The sequence below is a fragment of the Gelidibacter sp. genome, assembly GCF_039916245.1.
In the GTDB taxonomy this organism is placed as follows: Bacteria; Bacteroidota; Bacteroidia; order Flavobacteriales; family Flavobacteriaceae; genus Gelidibacter.
Window position 1 is genome coordinate 1 of record NZ_JBDSLS010000172.1, and the last position, 20846, is coordinate 20846.

The 20846-nt window shown below is 37.5% G+C and carries 22 protein-coding genes; 7 read left to right on the top strand and 15 right to left on the bottom strand.

What is annotated here, in order from left to right; translation table 11 throughout:
* Positions 1–112 precede the first annotated feature (112 nt).
* The 4 genes from ABIQ28_RS09085 (at position 113) to ABIQ28_RS09100 (ending at position 2626) form a co-directional block, all read left to right on the top strand.
* On the top strand, positions 113–1087 hold the full coding sequence (locus tag ABIQ28_RS09085; RefSeq protein ID WP_348036570.1) for a deoxyhypusine synthase family protein: 975 nt from the start codon (positions 113–115) through the stop codon (positions 1085–1087).
* Positions 1088–1092: 5 nt separating this feature from the next.
* Positions 1093–1431 (top strand): hypothetical protein, encoded by a 339-nt coding sequence (locus ABIQ28_RS09090; protein ID WP_348036571.1) that lies wholly within the window; start codon positions 1093–1095, stop codon positions 1429–1431.
* Positions 1432–1702: 271 nt separating this feature from the next.
* Entirely contained in the window at positions 1703–2116 is a 414-nt protein-coding gene (locus ABIQ28_RS09095) for a VOC family protein (protein WP_348036572.1), read from the top strand.
* Positions 2117–2257: 141 nt separating this feature from the next.
* The gene (locus ABIQ28_RS09100; RefSeq protein WP_348036573.1) at positions 2258–2626 is read left to right on the top strand and encodes a hypothetical protein; all 369 of its coding nucleotides are present in this window, start codon (positions 2258–2260) and stop codon (positions 2624–2626) included.
* An 11-nt stretch (positions 2627–2637) separates the two neighbouring features.
* Here ABIQ28_RS09100 and mptB read toward each other — a convergent pair whose 3' ends face one another.
* The 5 genes from mptB to ABIQ28_RS09125 form a co-directional block, all read right to left on the bottom strand.
* Entirely contained in the window at positions 2638–4050 is a 1413-nt protein-coding gene (gene mptB, locus ABIQ28_RS09105; RefSeq protein ID WP_348036574.1) for a polyprenol phosphomannose-dependent alpha 1,6 mannosyltransferase MptB, read from the bottom strand.
* A gap of 604 nt (positions 4051–4654) precedes the next feature.
* Complete coding sequence (locus tag ABIQ28_RS09110) at positions 4655–6145, bottom strand: cellulose synthase family protein (protein WP_348036575.1); 1491 nt, start codon at positions 6143–6145, stop codon at positions 4655–4657.
* Positions 6142–6834, bottom strand: a complete 693-nt coding sequence (locus ABIQ28_RS09115; protein ID WP_348036576.1) for a glycosyltransferase family 2 protein — start codon at positions 6832–6834, stop codon at positions 6142–6144. The genes ABIQ28_RS09110 and ABIQ28_RS09115 overlap by 4 nt, the downstream gene beginning before the upstream one ends.
* A 267-nt stretch (positions 6835–7101) precedes the next feature.
* On the bottom strand, positions 7102–8700 hold the full coding sequence (locus ABIQ28_RS09120; protein WP_348036577.1) for a 4Fe-4S dicluster domain-containing protein: 1599 nt from the start codon (positions 8698–8700) through the stop codon (positions 7102–7104).
* A gap of 10 nt (positions 8701–8710) precedes the next feature.
* Positions 8711–10033, bottom strand: coding sequence for an FAD/NAD(P)-binding oxidoreductase (locus ABIQ28_RS09125; RefSeq protein WP_348036578.1), 1323 nt, complete (start codon positions 10031–10033; stop codon positions 8711–8713).
* 137 nt (positions 10034–10170) lie between these two features.
* On the opposite strand from ABIQ28_RS09125, the gene ABIQ28_RS09130 reads away from it, so the two are divergent.
* From ABIQ28_RS09130 to ABIQ28_RS09140, 3 genes are read left to right on the top strand one after another with little or no spacing between them, the layout of a single operon-like run.
* A complete protein-coding gene (locus ABIQ28_RS09130; RefSeq protein ID WP_348036579.1) occupies positions 10171–11148 on the top strand; it encodes a glycoside hydrolase in 978 nt (325 codons plus the stop codon).
* Between the two features lie 14 nt (positions 11149–11162).
* On the top strand, positions 11163–11684 hold the full coding sequence (locus ABIQ28_RS09135) for an O-acetyl-ADP-ribose deacetylase (RefSeq protein WP_348036580.1): 522 nt from the start codon (positions 11163–11165) through the stop codon (positions 11682–11684).
* 8 nt (positions 11685–11692) lie between these two features.
* Positions 11693–12448: a metallophosphoesterase family protein gene (locus tag ABIQ28_RS09140; RefSeq protein WP_348036581.1), complete on the top strand. Its 756-nt coding sequence runs from the start codon at positions 11693–11695 to the stop codon at positions 12446–12448.
* Positions 12449–12710: 262 nt separating this feature from the next.
* Here ABIQ28_RS09140 and ABIQ28_RS09145 read toward each other — a convergent pair whose 3' ends face one another.
* The 10 genes from ABIQ28_RS09145 to ABIQ28_RS09190 all read right to left on the bottom strand — a co-directional run.
* Complete coding sequence (locus ABIQ28_RS09145) at positions 12711–13598, bottom strand: sterol desaturase family protein (protein ID WP_348036582.1); 888 nt, start codon at positions 13596–13598, stop codon at positions 12711–12713.
* Between the two features lie 53 nt (positions 13599–13651).
* Positions 13652–14209 carry a transposase gene (locus ABIQ28_RS09150; RefSeq protein WP_348036583.1) on the bottom strand — a complete coding sequence of 186 codons (558 nt, stop codon included), beginning with the start codon at positions 14207–14209 and terminating at the stop codon, positions 13652–13654.
* Positions 14210–14321: 112 nt separating this feature from the next.
* Entirely contained in the window at positions 14322–15134 is an 813-nt protein-coding gene (locus tag ABIQ28_RS09155) for a purine-nucleoside phosphorylase (RefSeq protein WP_348036584.1), read from the bottom strand.
* Entirely contained in the window at positions 15127–15804 is a 678-nt protein-coding gene (locus ABIQ28_RS09160) for a TIGR04282 family arsenosugar biosynthesis glycosyltransferase (protein ID WP_348036585.1), read from the bottom strand. Before ABIQ28_RS09160 ends, ABIQ28_RS09155 begins: the two co-directional genes overlap by 8 nt.
* A gap of 391 nt (positions 15805–16195) precedes the next feature.
* Complete coding sequence (gene arsS, locus ABIQ28_RS09165) at positions 16196–17248, bottom strand: arsenosugar biosynthesis radical SAM (seleno)protein ArsS (protein WP_348036586.1); 1053 nt, start codon at positions 17246–17248, stop codon at positions 16196–16198.
* Positions 17249–17508: 260 nt separating this feature from the next.
* Positions 17509–17844 (bottom strand): arsenosugar biosynthesis-associated peroxidase-like protein, encoded by a 336-nt coding sequence (locus ABIQ28_RS09170; RefSeq protein ID WP_348036587.1) that lies wholly within the window; start codon positions 17842–17844, stop codon positions 17509–17511.
* Positions 17845–18074: 230 nt separating this feature from the next.
* A complete protein-coding gene (locus ABIQ28_RS09175) occupies positions 18075–18554 on the bottom strand; it encodes a nucleoside deaminase (RefSeq protein WP_348036588.1) in 480 nt (159 codons plus the stop codon).
* A gap of 11 nt (positions 18555–18565) precedes the next feature.
* A complete protein-coding gene (locus ABIQ28_RS09180; protein ID WP_348036589.1) occupies positions 18566–18889 on the bottom strand; it encodes a type II toxin-antitoxin system PemK/MazF family toxin in 324 nt (107 codons plus the stop codon).
* On the bottom strand, positions 18880–19125 hold the full coding sequence (locus ABIQ28_RS09185; protein WP_348036590.1) for an AbrB/MazE/SpoVT family DNA-binding domain-containing protein: 246 nt from the start codon (positions 19123–19125) through the stop codon (positions 18880–18882). The genes ABIQ28_RS09180 and ABIQ28_RS09185 overlap by 10 nt, the downstream gene beginning before the upstream one ends.
* A gap of 98 nt (positions 19126–19223) precedes the next feature.
* Positions 19224–20846 (bottom strand): BamA/TamA family outer membrane protein (locus ABIQ28_RS09190; RefSeq protein WP_348036591.1); only part of this gene is annotated, 1623 nt, incomplete at its 5' end.

The following is a 20846-nucleotide window of genomic DNA, read 5'->3' on the forward strand; positions in this document are numbered from 1 at the left end:
TATTACAAAATGTTAACCTATAAATTCTTGGACGATAATGTAGATGATAGTTACGAAAGTAACTTTAACGAATCCAGTTCAAGTACAATTAAATATTCTAAATTCGATGACGATGACAACTAAAGGACCTATTTCTAATTTTATTGAAAAGTACTATTTACACTTTAACGCTGCTGCATTGGTAGATGCCGCTAAAGGCTATGAAGCCCAATTAGCAAATGGCTCAAAAATGCTAGTCTCATTGGCAGGTGCCATGAGTACGGCTGAAATAGGTAAAGTATTTGCAGAAATGATCCGTAAGGATAAAGTACAAATCATTTCCTCTACAGGAGCCAATCTTGAAGAAGATATCATGAACTTAGTGGCGCATTCACACTACAAACGTGTGCCTAACTACCGTGATTTAACCCCGCAAGATGAGTGGGATTTGATGGAAAAGGGTTTGAACCGTGTTACGGACACTTGTATTCCAGAGGAGGAAGCTTTCAGACGTTTACAAAAGCATATTTTCAAAATCTGGAAAGATGCAGAAGATAACGGTGAGCGCTTTTTCCCACATGAGTTTATGTACAAAATGTTGTTGAGCGGTGTGCTTGAGCAATATTATGAAATAGACATAAAAAATTCTTGGATGTTTGCAGCAGCAGAGAAAAATTTACCTATAATTGTACCAGGTTGGGAAGATAGCACCATGGGTAATATTTTTGCCAGCTATGTTCTTAAAGGCGAATTGAAAGCAAGCACCATGAAATCAGGAATCGAATATATGACGTTCTTGGCTGATTGGTACACTAATAATTCTGAAAACGGTATTGGATTCTTCCAAATTGGAGGTGGTATTTCAGGAGATTTCCCAATATGTGTGGTGCCAATGTTGTACCAAGATATGGAGCGACCAGACACACCGTTTTGGAGCTATTTCTGCCAAATCAGTGACTCTACAACAAGTTACGGATCTTATTCAGGAGCCGTTCCGAATGAAAAAATAACCTGGGGGAAATTAAATATAGATACCCCAAAATTTATAATAGAAAGTGATGCTACTATTGTGGCACCACTTATATTTGCGTATCTATTAGACATGTAATTATTATGGGTAACAAAAAAGACAATCTAAAGCGCGTAATTGTTGATTTTAAAAAATTGACACCAGAGATTCTATCCTTGTTGGTTGAAAAATATCCTGATGGTTATGATGATGATAACATCATTACCTTCAAAAATGCCAACAATGAAATTGTAGAAGCTGTTGAAGTGACCACGAGCGACACTAAGTATTTAGTGAAAGTGAGCACTAAACTGCAGATTACTATGGAAAACTACGACGAAGACGATTATGAAGATTTTGAAGGTGATGATCCGGATGCAGTTCAAGATCCTGAGTTGGGTGATGACGATGTGGAAGTTGAATTGGACGAAGAGGAAGATTAGTTGTCAATTTATAAGTTTATAGCCATGAACTATTTGCATAGATTCATGATATCATATTAATTTAAAAGTTGCCTGTAAATGGCAACTTTTTTTTGTTTGTGGCACTTATTGCGCGTTTTAAATAAGTTAAGTGAAATATATTTGGCATTAAAAAATAATGTAACTTTAACATACATGTCAATAAATCGATCTGATATTCTACCGCTTGTTTAAGTCGCGAAAGGCATCCTGATGACAAGCAAAATAAATACCAGACAAAAACCAACAAATTATGACAACACAATTCCATTTGGCTTTACCATGTGTAAGCATCAACAAAACGCGAGTATTTTATAAAGACATTCTTGGAGCCGATATAGGGCGTTCCGCGGTTAAATGGGCAGACGTTAATTTGTTTGACCATCAAATTACATTTACCGAATGTGGACCTTTTAAATTTGACTCTAAAAGTTATAATTTTAATGGAGATATATTACCTTCCTTCCATTTTGGCGTGATATTAAAAAAAGAAGAGTGGAACAAAGTTCGTGAGCGCTTGGATTCAAAGAACATTCCAATTGCTTCTGAAGTCAAGTTTTTGGAAAACAAAACTGGCGAACATCAGTCCTTCTTTGTTAAAGATCCTAATGATTATACGGTAGAGTTTAAATGCTTTGCCAAATCATCTGATGTTTTCAACGCTTAATTAAAAAATATTTATAGTAGTCGTTATTATCAATTGATATCCACGTGCAAACTTCATCGGGATGGAGTGGCTAAAAGTAATCGGACTTGTTGTGGCTAACTTCCGAAAAACCAATATTTCCTATCTAAAATTGAAAATAATATGAAAACAAAACTTTTAATGGCCATTCCGATTTTATGCTTTCTTTTGATGTCGGTAAAGCCTTTTCCTTTAAATGCACCAGCGCTTTATGACACCGCTCAAGATTCAAATATAATTGGAGTTTATGATGGTAATGAAGGCTATGGCTATAATTTTATTACCCAACACAAAGACAATGGTTCTGACTTTACCATGACCTTCCAAAAGGTTGATGACGCCGTAATGAAGGAATTTGATTTGGAGGGAGAACTATTTGTGAATCAAAAATTTGAAGTTACTTATAACGTCAAAATAGTGAAAAGCAAAGATGAAGATGGATTTGATCAAGAAGATGAAATTTATACCATCACACACTTGAAAAAATTATAATACCAACATTATTATATATGAAAGACTGCCTTTTGGCGGTCTTTTTTTATGAAGACTTCCCAAATAAAAACCGCATAAACGATGAGATATTCCAAGCCTATAATCCAAGGGTTTTCGGAATGTTGTGTGTTGGTATACGATAGATAACTCAAGATAATCATGAAAGACCACACCAACGGGAATTTATAAGTGGTAAAAATGGACAAAATTAAAAGCGTTGCCAAGTACCAAGGATGGATCGTTGTCGAAATAAAATAGTAAATACTTACTGCAAAAAGCATGCTCACGATCAGGTGTTTGATGCTTGTGTTTTTACGGAAGAAGGTCAATATTAAAACGGTTAAAATGGTCAACATTGGAATAAATTTCCCAATGAACGCAATTTGATTGTAGCCTGTTAACCGATAGCCAATTTCTCTGGCAACATAATAAAGGCTTGCGTTAAACTCAAAAGCACTGAACCAGAGTCCTACTGTTTTGGAGTAATTTTGAATGAATTCAGAGGAAAAGAATGGTGCGAACAAAAGCAAGGTCGTCACACCGATAATACCATAAAAGCCTAATAATTTTGGCAGACCGAGAGCAGCAGATGTCGAAACTATGTTGGTTTGATCTGAGTTATGGATGGCCGTATTCTTTTTGGTGAAATATTGAAAAAATAAAGGAAGCAGCAATAACGGGATCAATTTGACAGAAACAGAAAGCGCAAAGCTGACCGCGGCAGATTTCCATTTCCCCAAATGTAAAAGATACAGGCTCAATAGAAGAAAGAAGATCATGATGCCTTCAAAATGCAGGTTTCCGGTCAATTCAATAATAATAAAAGGATTAAGAATGTACCAGAAGATAGTGTGAACGGGCATTTTTAAGCGCTCTAATAGTTTTTTTCCGACATATAAGGTTCCAATGTCGGCAGCAATAATAAATAGCCTAAACACGATGGCTGATCCTAAAATGCTCTTTCCTGAGATGAAGGCGGCCACCATAAAAATAAATTGTTTGATGGGCGGGTAATTTGTAAAGTGGCTTGCGTTGAGCGCGCCCATACCGTAATAGAGTTCCTGGGCTTGCGCGACAGGAAATGTGCTGCTACTAATAAAGGATTCTGGAGTAAAGAGATAAGGATTGAAACCTGCTAAAATCATGCGTCCATCCCAAATAAAGCGATAAAAATCCTGCGATAGATTGGGGGTTGCAAATAGGAATACAATTCGGAAAAGTATGGCCATTCCCAATAAAAACTTGAAATCTGAATTGCCGGTTTGTACGAGTTTGTAGAATAAAAAGAATAATGCCGAATAGAGTGAAATGAGTTTTATATAATCCGTCCGCACCAAATCATAAGCGAATGACAGGTAAAACGCCACGCTAAAAAGCGTAAATAAAAGCGGGGTTTTATGGGATTTAAAAAACGTGGGATTCAACTTTTGTTGTTTTAAAAATGCTCAACTATTAAAGCAAAATGATTTATTCAAGGCAAGATAAGTTGTTTTCAGAATGGATGGTTAATGTCAACGGCGAAATATTATGGAATGACGATTTGCGTTAGGGAATATTGATAGCTTATATTTTTAAAAATATAAATCATTGTTGTCCGACTAAAGTTGCGTTGATCTTCTAAGAATAATTATCAATAAAGGTCTTTGAACGTTTTTGATTCTCAATCCCCTTCATTTCTCGGATTTTGAAAACTGTTGCTAAAACATCATAATTCATTCAAATTATGAATTTCACAGTTCATAATTTCAATTAATTACGTTATAAGTCTTTGTTCATGGTTCTATCAGCAGAGCGGTCTTAATTCTTTACCGGACAATAGTGAATATAAATATCGAGGATTTCAAATATTCCATATTTGCGTTAGGGGTTGCAGCGGCATCCTTTTACAGAAACAGCTGCCCGATAAGGCAGCTGTTTCTGTAAAAGATATAGCGGAAAACCCGACCTTGAGCCAAAGCCCATACTAAATCTTTGATCAAGTAAGGTTGGCGAAAGGTAACGCCCAAATAATAAATCCTATAATTATTTTTAGACCTTTGAAGTCAACGATTTAAAGAATACGAATCCAAAACCTGCAAAAAGCATCAAGTGGAAAGGGAATAATCCGAAATCGCCACCTTGGTCGCCCACCACAAAAGCACTGTAGAGTCCGAAGCCGAAATAGAGCATCAAAGCACCTTCAAAAATAACGTTGACAGAGATTTTTTTACGCAAATATTTATTGCCTTTCCAGGTGTCTTTTAATGAACTGATATTGAATTTTGGCGTTCTTACAAATTCACTTCGTTTTCCCATATGTCCTTCAATAACGGCAATGGAGTTGTGTAATGAAAAGCCCATGGCAATGGAGAAAAATGTGAAAAACAAGACGACGTATTCAAAGAAATTTTTAAATCCTTTGCCGTAAATCTGTCTGAACATCATCCAATAGCAAACAAAAAAGATAATCGTGCTCACTACGAAAAAGCTCATGAAATAAAAGTAGAACCTTAAATGGGCATATTCGTTTTTGATATAAAGCATTGGGATACTTAACACCGCAACTAAAAATACGTTTAAAAACATGGTACTGTTCAATAAATGCAACAGGCCGTGAACCTTTGTTTTGAATGTAATGTTTTTGGAGGTTAACACGCGCCACATCATTTTTCTGAAGTTTTCGGCACCGCCTTTGTTCCAACGGAATTGTTGTGAACGCGCCGCACTAATGACTACAGGTAATTCGGCAGGGGTTTCAACATCTTCCAAATACTTGAATTTCCAGTTTTTAAGTTGTGCTCTATAGCTTAAATCCAAATCTTCGGTAAGTGTGTCGCCTTCCCAGTTTCCGGCATCAAGAATACAGGCTTTACGCCATACACCGGCGGTTCCGTTAAAATTGATGAAATGACCCTTGCTGTTTCGACCCACTTGTTCTAATGTGAAATGCGCATCGAGGGCAAAAGCTTGTATTTTTGTAAGTACGGAATAGTTTCTGTTGAGATGTCCCCAACGAGTTTGAACCACGCCAATATTCTCATCCTTAAAGTAAGGAATGGTTAGTTTTAACCAATTAGGTTGTGGTAAAAAATCGGCATCAAAAATGGCGATATACTCACCTTTGGCGATTTTTAAACCTTCTTTTAAGGCACCTGCTTTAAAACCGCTACGATCAGCACGTCGGATATGTTGAATATCCAAACCTGTTTCTTTTAATTTTTGAACGTGCGCCAAAGTGGTCGCAACTGTTTCGTCTGTAGAGTCATCGAGCACTTGAATTTCCAGTTTCTCTCTAGGATAATCGATCAAGGCGATGTTGTCCAAAAGTCTTTCCATCACATACATTTCGTTGTAAACAGGCAGCTGGATGGTCACAAAAGGTACTTCTTCAGGATTGGAAAAGTCAAAAAGCTCTGACGTGTCCTTGATTTTTTTGGAAGCTAAATAATTAAATAACAGATTAAGTTGCGCTAATGCATACAGTAAAATAAGTAGGAGAGCAATCGTGTAAACAACTATTATTAAGGATTCTAGAATCATTTTTTAAAACTATATTTAAAAATCCAACCTAGGATTTTTACGCCCGCAAAGATAGAACCTTTTATGGTTCCTGATACTTTTGAGACCCCAATTCTTTTTTTATATTTTAAAGGGACTTCAATATAGGTTAAATTTTGCTTCAGCGCCTTTAATTGCATTTCAATGGTCCATCCATAAGTTTTGTCTTGCATCTGTAAATCAAGGAGTTTTTGATACTTGATGGCTCTGAACGGACCAAGGTCAGTAAATTTTGCGCCAAATAAAATACGCATTAAAAATGTGGCCAACCAGTTTCCAAAATGCTGTTGAGGCATCATAGAACCTTTTTCTTGTAAACGACCGACTCTTGCGCCAATAACAAAATCGAGATTATCTTTAATAATTGGTTTTACAATTTTGGTCAATTCATCGGGATAGTCGCTATAATCGCCGTCCATAAAAACGATGATATCTGGTTTTTGAGATAAGCTGGCAACATATTCCATGCCTTTTAAACAGGCATTACCGTAGCCCATTTGAGGTTGAAATAACACAGTGGCGCCAGCTTTTTGAGCAACTTCAGCGGTTTTGTCGGTTGAATTGTTGTTTACGACAATCACTTCATTGACTATTGAGGGAATGTCATTGATGACGAGCGCAATGGAATCTGCTTCGTTATAAGCGGGAATAATGACTTTGATGTTGGGCATTTGGTTGGATTAATGAAGGAGCAAAAGTAAGATTGTTTTCTGAATTTGGGTACACGGAGATGCGCTGAGTTTTCGGCAGAGTTCCACGGAGAAATTTGTTAGATTTAAAAACTATAGTACGATAAAAAAAGCTCAATGAACGTCTGAGTTTCCTCAGTTTATCTTAATGAGATATCCAAAATAAATAATTCGTGTTTCACTTGTGATTTTTTAAACCTCTTTTGATTTATTCCAAATCCTCTGAATACTGCGACTGAATACTGAACCTTACTTCTGATTGACCAAATCCATCAAATCCACATCATTCCCCAATAAGATGTCATTGCTGTTAATGCGTCCTTTCATAGTATCATTTTCCAGTTTTAAAACGCCACGCGGGCACACTGCCGCACAAATGCCACAACCCACACAGCTACTACGCACAATGTTTTCGCCTTTTTGGGCATAAGCGCGGACATCAATTCCCATTTCACAATAGGTGGAGCAATTTCCGCAGGAGATACATTGTCCGCCGTTGGTGGTAATCCTAAATCTTGAAAATAAACGCTGTTGAAGTCCTAAAATAGCGGCCATTGGACAACCGAATCGGCACCATACTCTATTTCCAAAAATAGGATAAAAGCCCACACCAATCACACCAGAAAATATGGCGCCAATGATGAATCCGTACCACATTTTAAGACTTGAGGCCTTGAATAAAAAGACATGGTCTGTGCCGCTGAAATAATGCATCCCGATCAATGTCATGATAATTACGAAATAGCCAATGGCTCCAAATTGGGCATCTTTTGCTAATTCTTTGCGTTTAAAAATCATGATAAGAGCAAAGACCAAAGTCAGTAAAGCGGCGACACCAGTTAAAAACATGTTTTTCGTCAGCCAATATTTACTGGAATCGGTTCCTAAATAAGAATAGATTACAGCAGTGGTCATCAAGGTCACAAAAACCACCACGCTATGAACGACCCAGCGTTCAATTTTCCAAGCCACTTGGGTTTTGTCGCTCAAATGTCTGAATGGATCTCCAGCAGTTTCTGCAAGTCCGCCGCAACCACAAACCCATGAGCAGTACCAGCGTTTGCCATATTTATAGGTTAGGATTGGTGTGATGATAAAAATCGATACAATTCCAAAAATTAATAATGCTAAGCCGATATCGCCAGAACTGATAAAATCGTCAACTCTGTATTTGTCAAAATTGTAGTAATTAAGTGGCCAAATGTTTTTGAAATCGTAATACGGAAGATTGAACGTATCAGAATTCAGTCGCGCCATAAACTCAGGAATCAAAAAAGCAAATGCCAATTGGAAAAACATTACCGAACCTGTCCGTATTTGTTCATATCTGTTGTGACGGTATTTCAACATAAATTTATAGCCGAAAACCAAAATGGCAACAGTGTACAAGGTGCCATAAACAAACCACTGGCTCGCAGGTCCGCCATTTAAAAGACGGCTTAATGGATCAAAAAGAGCAATCAAACCCGTATTTTCTTCGTCTTTTCCAGCCAGCCCAAACCATTCGGCTTTAAAATAAAGAACTATGTAAAATAAAGTCAATACAATTCCTGTTGCCCAACCCCAAACACCTCGTGATGAAATGGATTTGAACCAAACCCCGTCATTTTTAATGCCAGCATGTTTTGTTAAATAGGCGTTGTTGGCAAAAATGATGGTGCCAACAGTGATCATGACCAATGACAAGGTCAGGAATAAAGGTTTATTCGGGAAGTTGACATTGAAAAATGCCAAGATCATTATAAAAAATCCAGTCACGCCGATAGCAACCGCTATTTTCTGGGTCGCAGAAAGTGCTTGTGAATCGGGTTTGGCCAGTGACATGCTGGGGTTTGTTTTGTTGCTCATGATTGTGTTTTTAGTTGTTCCAGACCTCACAGGTTTTTGAAACCTTTGAGGTCTTGATCCATTTCGTTAAAATCTCCTTTTCAAAAGTTTTGAAAAACTCAGGATCAAAATTAGCTTCTTTTAAATGTTCCATCACATAATCTGCTGAGCGTTTTTCAGTCAGCCAACGGTCGAAGACCTCATGTTTCAATCGGATGCCAAACGTGTTGATGCCTAAAAACTGGTTGGATGCTTGTTCATATTCAATGGTAATACATTTCGTGTCGTCATCATGTTTCCAATGAAAATGAGCATGGCCATCTTTGGGTTTCGCAAAAACCCAACCATACGTTTGATATTCAATTTCAAAGAATTTTGCCGAGTTGAACCAATGTCCAGGATTGTAGGGCATGCGATTCCCGCAGATGGTTTGTGCCACCGTTTCGCCCATCATTCTTCCTGTGTACCAAACGGCTTCAATGGGTTTTCTGTTGCCTATTCGCTCGCGTTGTTGGGCGCAATCGCCAATTGCATATACATTTTCAATATTAGTTTCTAAAAACCGATTGACCAAAACACCTCGGTCAGTTTCAATTTCTGAAGTTTTGACGATGTCAATATTTGGAGAAACGCCGGGCGTTAATCCGACCAGATCACAAGAAATGACTTCGCCAGTTTCTTCGATTACGACAGCATTTGCTTTACCGTTTTCATCAGATTTGATTTCTTTTAAATTCGAATTTAAACGTAAATCAATGCCATGACTTAAAATATGCCTATTGATCATCTGTGCTTCGCCATTGGGCAAGATAGTATTCCAAAAATTATCTTCCCGAACCAAAAAAGTAACTGGAATATTTCGGGTATGTAACATTTCGGCCAATTCAATGCCTACCAAGCCGCCGCCCACGATGACGGCACGTTTGCAAACCACATTATTTGGCGCCAATATTTCTAATTGATCAACATCCTGTTTGCTATATAAGCCAAGAGCGCCTTCTAAATCTTGACCTTTCCAACCAAATTTATTTGATTTGCTTCCTGTGGAAACGATCAGTTTATCGTATTGAATGCTGTCGCCATCTTCAAAATGGAGCGTTTTGCTTTTTGTTTCAATGTTTTTAACGAATCCAAACTTTAGATTAATACGATTTTTCTTCCAAAACCAATCTTCGTAAGGCTTGGTGTGCTCATATTTCATATGTCCCATATAAATATACATGAGTGCGGTGCGCGAAAAAAAATGCTCGGTTTCAGCGGATATTAGTGTAATCTTTTTATCTGAAAGTTTACGAATATGTCTGGCGGCGGTGACGCCAGAAATGCCGTTTCCGATGATGACGATATGTTCCATTTTTAGTGTTTAGGACAGTTTTGTCGAAGGTTTTTTATAAAACGTAATTTTTTTAAATTCCGTTTGTTTAAATTTAGGAATAATTAAAGAGGATGAGAGCGTTTTTCGGATTTTTATATTTTTTCACCCTTTGTCTGATGCTCTCATGCAGTGCGACGGTAGAAAAGTCGGAAAAAATAAACGGCGTTAGTTTCGTAGCTTCAAAAGACTCGATTGAAGACAAGAATGTTCGCCCTATAGTTAACCTTAATGCTAATTATGCTTCGGTGATGCCTTTCGGATTTATTCGGGAGTTGGCACATCCGGAAATTACCTTCAATAGCGACAGACAATGGTTTGGTGAAACCGAAGAAGGGGTAAAGCAGTATATTAAAACCTTGCATAAACATCAGATTAAGGTAATGATGAAGCCGCAAATTTGGGTTTGGCGAGGCGAATTTACAGGTTTTATTAAGATGGCGCATGATACCGATTGGAAGGCTTTGGAAGCTGCCTATTCTAATTTTATTCTAGCTTATGCTAAAGATGCCCAAGATGCACAGGTTGAAATCTTTTGTATCGGTACAGAATTGGAGGGTTTTATTGATGAACGCCCAGAATATTGGAAAAAACTGATTGTGGATATCAGAAAGATATATAAAGGCAAACTGACCTATGCCGCCAATTGGAATGAATATGATCGTACCCCTTTTTGGGCCGAGTTGGAGTATATTGGAATTGATGCTTATTTTCCGTTGAGTAATGCCAAGACACCAACTCTTGAAGAATGTAAACAGGGTTGGGAAGTTTATAAAACCGATTTGAAATTGTTTTCGGAAGCCTATCATAAGCCAATTTTGTTCACTGAATTTGGTTACCGGAGTGTAGATTATGCCGCAAAAGCACCTTGGGAAGCGGATAGAGCAATGACTGAAGTCAATTTGATAGCGCAATCCAACGCCATGCAATCCTTGTTTGAAGAAATCTGGGATGAACATTGGTTTGCTGGCGGATTTTTATGGAAATGGTTTCATGATAATAAGAATGTGGGCGGAGAAACCGATTCGCAATATACACCACAGAATAAACCTGTAGAAAAGGTCATTCGGAAATTTTATGATAAATATAAAACATAAAAATCTGTACAGAAATGTCAGTAGTGACGACTAAATTACTCAAAGGTGATCTCACGACGATCAATGTCGATGCTATTGTCAATGCTGCTAATTCCTCTTTGTTAGGTGGCGGTGGGGTTGATGGGGCCATCCATAAAGTAGGAGGTCCTGAAATCTTGCAAGCCTGTAAGATTATTATTAAGGAACAAGGAGGCTGCAAAACGGGAGAAGCCGTTATTACAACTGCGGGGAATTTGCCTGCTAAAAAAGTGATTCATACCGTAGGTCCAATTTTTGAGGAGGACGCGGATGTAGAAAGCCAAAAACATCTTTTGGCGAATTGCTACTTGAACAGTTTGAGATTGGCAGAAACCCATCATTTAAAATCGGTTTCCTTTCCGAATATTAGCACTGGAGTCTATGGATTTCCGAAAAGATTAGCGGCAGAAGTTGCCATAGAAACGGTTCTGAATTATCAGAGTACCGTTGTTGAAACCGTCATTTTTGTATGTTTTGATGATGAGAATTTTCAGATTTATAATAATATTTTAAAGTAGGAATTGAAATGAGAACTTTAGTGATAGGCGATATACATGGCGGATTAAAAGCTTTAAAGCAACTTTTGAGTCGGGCTGAAGTCACAAGGGATGATCGATTGATTTTTGTGGGAGATTATGTCGACGGTTGGAGTGAGTCAGCAGGAGTCATACACTATTTGATAGCATTATCCGAAACCCATGACTGTATTTTTATAAAAGGAAACCATGACGTTTGGTGTGAAACCTGGTTGCGCAGTAATAAAGCAGAACAAGTGTGGTTAGAGCATGGTGGAAAGGAAACCATTCAAAGCTATGCTGGTTTTACAGTAGAAGAAAAATACAAACATTTGAGGTTTTTTGAGCAACTGAAATTGTATTATTTGGATGATCGCAATCGTTTGTTTCTTCATGCAGGGTTTACCTCAATGCATGGGGTGGAAGAAGAAATTTCTGAGAATACTTTTTATTATGACCGCACACTTTGGGAAATGGCTTTGACCATGGATAAACACATTGACGAGAACTCCGAAATATTTCCAAAACGCCTAAAACATTATGACGAGATTTATATTGGTCATACGCCTACCATTAATTTCAATTCTGAAAGACCTATGCGGGCCATCAATATTTTGAATGTAGATACTGGTGCGGCATTTTACGGCAAATTATCTGCGGTAGATATCGATTCAAAAGAGGTTTTCCAAAGTGAAACGTTAATAGAATTGTATCCTAATGAAAAAGGAAGGAATGAACGGTCGTTGAATCAGATTTTAGGACGATAGAAAATAATAATTATCAGTGGTTTCAGCAAAAAGGAAATACAGAATACTGAATTTCGAACACCGAATATTGAAGTTTTAAATTTGGATAGGGTTATGCGTTCTTATAATAATTTACAAAATTTTCTTTGTGGAACTTTGTGCCTGCTTTGTGTACCTCTGTGTAATAATTCTTAATAGAACACAGATGACGTTGATTGTTTGGATTTGCACTGAACTTCTAGTCTTTTTAAACCACAAACCTCCATCCTCAAAATATCCAATATCACTTCTCCGTTTTTATCGGATAAAGGCTTTGTTTGATAAAGGTTTTAGGGAAATCTTCGTCATCTTCAAAGCCGAGTTCAATATCCCGACCGTCATGTGGCACGTGGTGCGTATTGAAAATATAATCCCAAAGGCTCAAAGTCAATCCGTAATTGATGCCGTGCTGTTTATCTTCAGGAAGTTCTTTCACATGATGCCAAATATGCATCTTCGGATTGTTAAGAATATATTTTAAAGGTCCGTAATTCCAACCCAAATTGGCATGGTTCAAATGTCCAATAACAATGGAGAAGAAATAAACAATGGCAACATCTTGCGCATCAAAGCCACCAATAATGGCAATAGGAATGTACAACAAAGAATTATAAACTACAGGTTCCATCCAATGATAGCGCAAATGTGCAGCGAATCCCATTTCCTTCACACTGTGATGTACTTTGTGGAAATTCCAAAGCCATGGCACACGATGTAATAATCGATGGGTGTTCCATTGGACAAAATCAGTGATGATGAAGAAAATGAGCAAGCCCAACCAGCCCGGGACATCGTTAACACTGAAAGCCTGTAAGCTGTTAATATGCAAGCCAAAAACACCAAGAATATCATTGAAAAACTCGGCAATTGTATTTGATAATGCGATAAGAACAATTAAATTCAGAAGGAAGAAATTGAAGAACATATAAAAAGTGTCCAACCAAAAATCTTCTCTAAATATGGATTGGTCTTTCCGCCAAGGAAACATAGCTTCAAGCGCCCAAACCAATAACGAAATCACAATTAGTCCGTAAAAATAGTTGTCCCAATGGGAGATGTCAATTAACTCATATTTGAGGTAACGCCAATAACCAGTATAGGATTTTAAGATAATGTCGATGTATTTTTCCATAGTTTGCGAGAGGCCTTTCAGGTTTTCAAAACCTGAAAGGTCTGTTTACGTTTTTATTCAATATAAAGATTTTCCATTTCGTTGTCCATCATCATTTTTCTTCGCAGATGGACATGCTTAAAATTTTCCAAATCCTCAAACCACGAAATCACTTCATCTCTTTTAATTTTGGTGGGTAAATTGGATAAAAGCGATTTATAAGAGGAATATGAATATTTTGAAAAGTCATTGGATAAATCATGATGTTCAGGATTAAGATGAATATATAAAACTAGAGCTTTTAAATACTCTTCTTTAAGTATCTTAATTCTTTTGAATGGTTTCTGAAAAATGCTTCCGGTTCTTTTATATTTCAAATTCATCGCTTTGGTGTATGCATTGAATAAATTTGAGAACTGTTGAGATGGATTTGATAGGTTGTCATTAACTCTCAATAATAAATGGAAATGGTTAGGAAGTAGGCAATAACAAAAAATACTGCAATTTGGTTCAATATGCTTTTGAAGGAGTTTTAGAAAATACATATAGTTATCATGTTCAAAGAAAATAATGTCTCGATTATTTCCTCTGTTATAAATGTGATAATAATGACCTTCTTCAATCTTCTCCATTCTAAAAAAATGTAATTAAGCGATACTTGTAGATTTTAGCTCATGTTTCTAGATTTTGGCTATTCAAGAGACCTTTCAGGTTTTAGAAACCTGAAAGGTGATGTCTCAAAAATCACAAATTCTTAATCAACTCTCTAAATAAAACAATCATTTGAGGTTCTGCTTTTTCGGCCATTCCAATAATTTCTGTGATATCTACTGGTTTGAGATTCTCTGGGTCGCATTCATCGGTCAAAACTGACACCGCCGCCACTTTTAATTTTAAGTGATTGGCCACAATAATTTCAGGAACCGTACTCATCCCCACGGCATCGGCACCAATAATTTTCAGCATTCGGTATTCGGCTCTTGTTTCCAATTGCGGGCCCACCACACTGGCATAAACACCTTTGTGAAGCGTGATGTTATGAGTTTTTGCAATCTGTTCAAATTTGGAATTGATCTCTGGATCATAAGGAGCGCTCATGTCGGCAAAACGTTCTCCCATATGTTCCACACCTTTAAAAGCCAATGGCGAACTGCCTTGAAGATTGATATGATCATCAATCAGCATCAATTCTCCTTTTTTATAATTGAGATTGATGGCACCCGAAGCATTAGAAACTAAAAGGGTGTGAATACCTAATTTTTCCATAATACGGACCGGGTAGGTCACATCTTGAAGCGAATAGCCTTCATAAATGTGAAAACGGCCTTGCATTATGATGACTTTTTTACCTTCTAAAATTCCGTAAATGAGCTTGCCTTTATGGAATTCGACCGTTGCGGTTGGGAAATTTGGAATGTGATTGTAGCTTACTTCATGTAGTATTTCAACTTCATTGATCAATTGGCCTAGTCCAGTGCCAAGGATGATGCCTATTTCTGGACTTTCGAAGCCTTTTTGTTGTAAATAATCGGTGGTTTCTTTTATAGATTTAATCATGTGGATTGTAAAATTGATTGAGTTCATTATAATGTTGCATGTCCTCAAAGGTATCAATATCATTTAATTCTTTCAATAAATGAATTTTGCTGTTTTGAAGATCTTTTAAAGTGTCCTTTAACACTGAAGAAGTGCCCCAAGCTTTGTTTTCAAATAGGTTTTGATACAGATTTTTTAGGCCCAATAAATAATAGCCGCCATCCAGTGCCGGTCCGATAACGACATCATTAAAGTCAAGTTTTGCAAAAGCAGTGTTGACGAGGTCGGCATCTAGATCCAAAAGATCACTGCCAATAATAACAACTTTTTCGTAGCCTATTTCCAGTAATTCTGAAAAAGCATTGGACATTCGTGCTCCTAAATCGTCTCCTTTTTGCAGTTTTTTTCTGAAGATGTTAGAGTCCCAAAGGTCTTCGTTTTTTATTTTTTCAGAATAGAAAACATAACGGTCTGCTTTAATGTCTTTTGAAATGGATGCTGTATGATTAAGGAGATACTTGTAGACTTCAAGCGCATTTACATCCCCGATCATTTTTGCTAATCGCGTTTTACATTGGCCTAATTCAGGATTTCGAGTAAAAATGATCAATGCTTTTTTGGAAGTTGGAAAATGAAAGTTATAACTTATTTCATTGTCTCCATCCGTGTCTTTAGTGGTAAGTATACCCATTCTTGAAAGTTCGAGGTTTGATATTCAATATTCAAAGTTCGGGAAAAAGGATGGAAAATCTGAGGAAATTGAAGTTGAAATTGAAGTTGAAATTGAAATCGAAGTTGAAACGGGAAAATGAATAATAAATTGGTTATTAACCTCAAGGTACGCTAAGTTGTCCGCAAGGAGCGCGATAAAATTGATACTTCGACAAGCTCAGCAGCCGATTTGAAGTGAAAATGAAATTGAAATCGAATTTTAGTCGAATTTTAAGTCGAAAATTTTAATTACCCTTCCGTGGAACTTAGAAGAAAAGTGTCTAAATTTTTAAGTCTAGCACTTAAATATTATTTTCCCAAATATCACAGAGTTTTTCAAACTTGAATTTCAATTTCAATTTGAACTTCGTCTAAGTTACGCTCCCTTGACAGCTGCTTCCTGCGCCAGCGGTACAGCCATAACAATGTTGCGAAATCATGATGGTTCGGCCCTCTAAAAGTTCTTCGTTATAGTCGGAAATATGTTTGACTTTGCTGTTTACAGGCAAATTTAGCATTTGATTAAAATCGCAGTCGTATAGATAGCCATCCCAAGAAATAGAAAGGGTATTGGTGCACATCACATTTTTTACGGTTGTTGGATTATAAGCTTCCACGAGCGCGTACATATAATCTTCATAATTTTCGGAAGCAATTAAGTAATCCAAAAATCGAGCGATGGGCAAATTGGTAATGGTAAATAAATTGTGAAATTGGATTCCGAAATCATCCATTAATGCTTTTTTAAAGTCCTTTTCCATGCTCGCTTGATTGCCTGGTAAAAATGCACCAGATGGATTGTAAACCAAATCCAATCGCAAATCGCTATCCGGCATACCGTAACCTACAGCATTTAGTTGTTGCAAAGCTGTTATCGATTTGTCAAAAACACCATCGCCACGTTGTTTGTCAGTTTTCCCTTTAGTCCAATGCGGCATTGAGGAAATGACATGGGTGTTGTGTGCTTTGAAAAACTCAGGCAGGTCGTAATATTTTTTGTTGGCTCTGATGATCGTCAAATTTGAACGCACGATAAAATCCTTGACGCCCACTTTAGAGGCTTCTTCCACAAACCATCGAAAATATGGATTCATTTCTGGCGCGCCACCTGTTAAATCCAAGGTATGCGCACCTGTGTTTTTAATGACTTCCAAGCACTGCAGCATCGTTTCTCGGGTCATTATTTCCTTTCGATCTGGACCAGCATCCACATGGCAATGTTCGCAAACTTGATTGCACATATAGCCTACATTAATTTGCAGAATCTCAAGTTTTTTGGCGGTTAGCGGAAACTGTCCGGTTTCGGCAATTTTATCTTTGAATTTTGGTAAATCGCCATTCTGGAAAATGCCATTCGATAAAATTTCGAGTTGCCTTTTACTGTTTGCTAATTCGCTATCGCGCTTATGTAAGGACTTAATCATTGATTTGTTTAATATATAAGGTTTTAAGTTCCAAGTTTTGAGGCTTCGAACCTTGATGTTCCCGACTTCAAAAAAGCTACGTGCGGGCGGGCATGCTTTTAATTTTGATCTTCCATCTTTGTTCTTCTCGCTTGGATCTTGCAGCTTCCAACTTCATGCTTCATGTTTCGAGCTTCAAGCATTTATTCGACAGATCCCGATGAAATATCGGGATGAGCGATTTACACAATCCTGATGAAAAATCAGGATTGGTTCACTGCTCACATTTCTAATTTATTCACTTTGTTCATCATCTGAACGCCATGCACTAAGGATGCACCGCCACGAATAGCCGCAGCCACATGAAGTGTTTCCATCATTTCTTCTTTGGTAATACCACGTTTCAAACCGTCGCCAGTATAGGCGTCAATGCAATAAGGGCATTGGATGGTATGTGATACAGCAAGTGCAATCAGCGATTTTTCGCGCTCAGATAAGGCACCTTCCTTAAAAACCGAATTGTAATAGTCAAAAAACTTGCTGCCAAGCTCTTCATTCCATTCTGATATTTTCCCAAATTTCTTGAGATCTGCGGGGTCGTAATATGTCTTTTGCATTGGTTTTTAGGGTTTTAGTATAGCTTATGAAAAAGTTAAGGGTTAGTTTTAGGTCGAAGAAAATTAAAAATGATTACACCTTTGAAATATTAATTTAATGCTGTCCTGTTAAAAAGTTGAGCCTAATGTCTTCAATGCTTTACGTAATAAGTCTATTTTCTATCAACGCATTGGTCAAGGTTCTTTTGTCGGACAATACTGGTATTAAATATACAAATTAGAAGTTTAAATCAATATTCCGTTTTATCTTCTTTCTCGCTCCATTTTTGAAACGGTTCCAAGGCGATATCTCGTGCCAATTGTTCAAACGGAATGCTTCGTTTTTCATAAGGCAATTCGATTTCCTTGTAGATGAATTCGTCATCAAAGTTAATATCGGCAGCATCTTGTTGGCTACAACCGTAAAATACCTTGTCTGGTCGTGCCCAATAAATAGCGCCAAAACACATTGGGCAAGGTTCGCAAGAAGTATATATTTCACAGCCTTCCAATTGGAACGTATTCAGGTTTTTACAAGCATCACGGATGGCCATGATCTCGGCATGTGCCGTAGGATCGTTGTTGGAAGTCACTTTGTTATTACCACGTCCTACAATTTCTCCATCTTTGACAATGACGCAGCCAAACGGACCGCCTTCATTATTTTGCATGCCTTTCAGCGCCGCAGTGACTGCCTCGAGCATGAACTTGTTTTTGTTTTCTATATTCATTGATACTATTATTAATCTACAAAAGTCTCTTTTAGAATCGCTTTGCAGGTGCTTATTTCTGTTTTCGTTAATGTTTCAAATGTTTTGATAATTCTGAATTTGTCAATCGTTCGAATTTGGTCGATAACAATCATTCCACTTTTTCCGCCATGTTTGACCAAAATTCGTGTGGGGTATTTTTTCAAGCTAGAAGTCATAGGAGCAATAATGATCGTGTTCAAATACATGTTCATCTCGTTGGGCGAAATGATGACGCAAGGTCTGGTTTTTTGAATTTCACTTCCGATTGTTGGATCCAAATTGACCAAAACAATCATGTATTGCTTTAGCTCCATTCTTCAAAGTTTTCATCTTCAAATACGGCATCCATCAAAAGTTGATCGTCGTTATCCAAATTCATTTTTTTGAATGCTTTTCCCCACCCTTTTCGAGGTTCGCCGATAGGTCTGAGGATGATTTGATCGTCTTCAAGGATTAATTGTACTTTATCCTGAATGTTATACTTTTCCAAAATAGTTTTGCTCAATCGCAACCCTTTTGAATTTCCTATTTTTATGATTGCTGCTTCCATAATTCTAAAATGTTATTACAAAGTTATTACATTTAATTTTGAAAAGCAACGTCTAAGCTATAATTGTGGCTTGGGAATATATGCAATTCTGACTACAGTTAAAACGGATACCCAATCGCGAAATTCAAGATAGGATTGGCTATGTCAAAATTGAAACGTTGTTTTTTGGGAAGTGACGGATCATGAAAAGGAGCTGCCAAATCGAATCGGATGACAAAGCTTTGGATGTCCACTCGAAGACCAACGCCGGCGCCCATACCCAATTCGTTTATGAAATTGCTAGTAAATTTGTCCTTACCGCCAAAGGTTGGGTTTTCTTTAGAGTTCCAAATGTTTCCGGCATCCGCAAAAATGGCGCCTTTAAAAAAAGAATAAATAGGGAATCGGTATTCAAGATTTGCTTCCAGTCGGATATTTCCTGTCTTATCGAAATTTTGTCCGGTGGGATTATTGACGTCTTCATCGGCGTTATAAGTGCCTGGGCCTAAAGAGCGGATTTTGAATGCGCGAACGCTATAAGGGCCGCCGGCATAATACTGTTTTACAAAAGGAATCACATCAGAGTTGCCATAGGCCAAACCATAGCCAGCAAACAAGCGTGCTGCTATAGTTTGCTGTTTGCCAAAATTTAAGTGGTAATGGAAATCAAGATCTGCTTTGGCATATTGTGCGTATTCTGAACCAAAGACTGTTTTCGGAGCGCCCCCTTCATGCTTCTTCGCCAATAGACTGATGGAGTTTCCGGCCACGTCCAATGCGAAATTGACATACATTTGATGAGTTTTTTGCCCATCAATCATCTCATTATAAGTAAATGAATAATTGAGGCCAGAAATAAATTGTTGTTCAAAACTGCGTTTAAGAAATGGATTGTCTTCAAGAATCTGTTCAAATTCTGGAGTGGTTTTCCTGAGATCAGTATAGCTCACGGAAATCGGATTAATTTGATGGGTCACATATCTGTTAGCATCCCAATAATACCCAAATAAAGCCGTCCCAGAAAGTAAGGTATAGAGCTGTGTTCGGTCAAGATAATCAATGCTAATAGATGTTTTGGTTTTTGGAATGGAATATTTGAAGAAATCATCATTAATTTTGACAGGGAAAAGTACACGCGGAAATATCAATTCATTCTTTAAGCCGAACTCTAAACTACTTTTTCCTGTGCTTTTCCCGCCTCCCAATTGGGCTTCATAGCCAACTTTTAAAGTGGTGTTATAGGTTTCTCCGCCACCAAAAAGGTTGCGGTTGCTGTAAGTTAATGCTAAAGCAGGGCCTGAAAAGCTATTCGATTTGGTAACTACTTGCAATTCGGCACGAAAAGCGCGTTTGTTTAAAGGGGACAAATAGATATTGGCTTCCAAAAGACCTAAACTGTCTGTGGCCAAACTGTCGATTTCCCTATATAGAATATTGACATATTTGTAAGCGCCAATGGTCGATAGCCGTCTGGCCGTATTGCGTGAAGTTTCTGGATTATAAAGTTCACCTTCTTTAAGTTGGATGAAAGGATCTAAATATTTCGGCTTGAAAAACACTTCTTTCTCAATGTAATTTTTGTCTTTATAACGTGTGGTGGTTGCTTGAATGGAATCGGAGATTTCGTAACTAGGATAAATGTTAACCTTAGAAATTCTATAAGGAACGATGGATTTTTCGGGAACCGCATTTTTTAATTTGAGAAACAAATCGAATTTTTTGTTATCATATCTATTAGTGTC